Source organism: Lysinibacillus sp. G1-3, assembly GCF_056322905.1.
This window is the reverse complement of sequence record NZ_JBWHYQ010000052.1, coordinates 1-1,055: the sequence shown is the minus strand read 5'-3', so window position 1 is coordinate 1,055 and position 1,055 is coordinate 1. Positions and strand designations below refer to the sequence as shown.

Here is a 1,055-nt window from a genome sequence, read left to right as displayed (position 1 = left end):
TCTCCTCAATATGGTGGTGGACAGACTTACGGTAATAACCAACCGTCATATGGCGGTGGTCAACCACAACAACAGTTTGGTGGTGCTATGCCAGGACAGGGTTCATTTGGAGGCGATGCTTATCAGCTAAATCAACCACCTGTGAATCAGCCGAATTATACACGTGTAGATGAGGATCCCTTTGCTAATAGCAAAGGACCGATAGAAGTATCTAACGATGATCTACCATTTTAAGGAGTAGAATAATGAAAATAAAATTGTTTAAGAAACTTTTTAATTCTTCATGTTTGTGTTGTGGTGAAATTGCGACAAAGGACGTTAAAGAAATACCGTCGGGTGAACATATTCTGTATGATCTAATTAGATTTAATTATTTAACCGTATCCAAAAAGAATTATAAAGTGATTTATAGACGCTTTGCTCACGATCATTTAGCAAGATACCCATTATGTATTAATTGTTATAGTAAGGTAGAAGCTAAATGGCAAGAAGATGTAATAATGGCAGATGCTTTACTTGAGCAAAAAAAGAAAGAACGTGAAATTAGTGAATATTACGAGAGATTAACAGTGGAAATTGAACGTAAAGAATTAGAAGTAAGGGCAAAAGCTGTAGGTATTGATTTAGACAAAGAAATGATCGAGCTAAATAATAATAAAGTAAAGAATCAAAAATAAAATTGTAGAACATAATTATAGAATTTCATAATTTTTTAACATTGGGCGTCAGCACCAACAGGCTACCAGGAGAGCAAAAAACGCTCTCTAGGTATCTGTAAGTGTCGCTTCGGCATTAAATGGCCCGATAACCACCAGCTGTACGCTTGCGCTACACCTGGTAGGTTCCTGTTCCATTTACCTCCGGTCATACCGAACGAGCCGGAAAGAAGAAGATCCTAAAAGAATAAAGAAAAAAGGAAGGCAGCCAAAAAAAACGGCTGCTTTTATTGTGGATTTTTTCCCTTTGGCGCAGCGCAATCTACCAACTTAACGCCTGACATCGGCCTGGAATTGGGCGAGCCTCGCTACTCTTCCCAATCCCCTGCCGTGCAGGCG

1 protein-coding gene and 1 pseudogene are annotated in these 1,055 nt (G+C 39.0%); both read left to right on the top strand.

Annotated features, from left to right (window positions below):
• A pseudogene (locus tag ACVYAD_RS25010) lies at positions 1-234 on the top strand (single-stranded DNA-binding protein); the annotation flags it as partial.
• Between the two features lie 11 nt (positions 235-245).
• Positions 246-677: a hypothetical protein gene (locus ACVYAD_RS25005; protein WP_476428288.1), complete on the top strand. Its 432-nt coding sequence runs from the start codon at positions 246-248 to the stop codon at positions 675-677.
• Positions 678-1,055: the final 378 nt, after the last annotated feature.